General features: G+C 46.8%; 1 protein-coding gene. It reads right to left on the bottom strand.

What is annotated here, in order from left to right; genetic code table 11:
• Positions 1-249: 249 nt before the first annotated feature.
• Positions 250-1,584, bottom strand: a 1,335-nt coding sequence (locus C8D82_RS20445; protein ID WP_116886141.1) for an IS1380-like element ISVva1 family transposase, incomplete at its 5' end; no start/stop codon positions are given.

The following is a 1,584-nucleotide window of genomic DNA, read 5'->3' as shown; positions in this document are numbered from 1 at the left end:
CCTGAATCCGTGAAATTTTGTCCATGTGTTTTTCATGCGGATTCAAACGTTGTTTTTTGCCAGATTTTCCGGCGTTTTCTGTTCTGATTTTTGTCTCGGCTTCCGTCAACTTTCGTTATTCATCGACATACATGACCGATTTTACAAAAAAAGTTGAAACTGATTCAAAAATCCCGATTTTGAGGCATACGCCTCCAATGATGTTTCAAAACACCTCCTTCCAAAATTCTGTTTTGATAGCGTTATGGTTCAACATCGCGCATACAAATCCTTAAAAATCCGGTAATGCGGATTACCGCGACCGAATGAGAGCCAAATATATCCAGCGTGTTTCACAACTTTGCAGGCGATATAGATCAAGTCCTGCATCACGGAGCGCAACCGGCGGCGCGCCACCTTATATTCCCGGTGAAGCAACTGCGGTTTGTTCAGAAAACGCTGCCCCATGATCCGCAAACAATTGAATGCCAATGCCGCAATGTTTAAAATCAAGGCATTTGTGGCAAATTTTCCACTCGGCAGTTTTTCAATGTTCATATCGGTCTTCAGCTCACTATGGAACTGTTCACTGGTTCCGTGATCGTGATATCCGGCGATACATTCTTCTTCCGTGCAGTCAATATTTGTCCACCACGAATCAATCTCGATTTCAGGGAACAGAAAGACTTCCCCCGTCTTTGCATGGGTCTGGCGTTCGGTCGCGGCAACCACCATCGTCATGGTTCCCCGCATGGATTCTTCTTCCGCATCAAACAGCTCATCCGACTTGTCGATAGGAATATTTCCCCATGAATAATGCCAGACATTTTTCCCTTCGCGAGACGGCTGTTTTGCTCCATATTGTTTCCCGAGTTCCAGATAACGCTCACGAGGTTCCCCGCGGAGATTGCGTTTTATGATGAATTTCACACCGTATTCAGCCAATACTTTGATGAATTTCTGGTCGTCGTGACCGGAATCGACACGAACCACGATTTGCCGGAGATCAATTTTCAGTGCTTTTACCTGTTCCAGACAGCGCCGTAGAAATTCTACCGCTCCATTCTCGCTGTGCTGACTGCCGATCCGCAATTCGTTGGCAAGCATATAGCCCTCACTTCCCAGATAGGCAAAAATCGGCGCATATCCGTCAATTTTATGGTAGGTTCGGGCAATTCCTTCTTTTTTGCAGTCGGGATTCAACAGCGCAGCAACGTCGATGTCCAGTGGAATCAGTTTGTATTTCCCGATTTTCACGGTTCCGAACGATTCAACCTTGCGCAGCAGATCACGCATGGCGTAATCCAACAGCGTCTGCTGGGAATTGAGTTTCGCGATCAAATCCAAACGTTGACGCAAGGTCTCTTCAGACGGAACACGTTCCAGTTCTAACGCAAGCCGAAATGATAACTCATCTCGAAACATGGAAATATCGGCAAAATCACTGCGCCCAAGCGTGAACAGACCGACCACGGACTTGATTATTCCACTGTTGGATATCCAGCCTTTTTTGATACGATCCGTTGTCAGCTTGTCCACACTTGCCAAGCCACGATTGTCATTCAGCAAGGCTCCAACCATGGCGATGCCGCCAGTGGCTATCAG

This window comes from Victivallis vadensis (genome assembly GCF_003096415.1).
Classification (GTDB): Bacteria; Verrucomicrobiota; Lentisphaeria; order Victivallales; family Victivallaceae; genus Victivallis; species Victivallis vadensis.
This window is presented reverse-complemented; position numbering and strand designations above follow the sequence as displayed.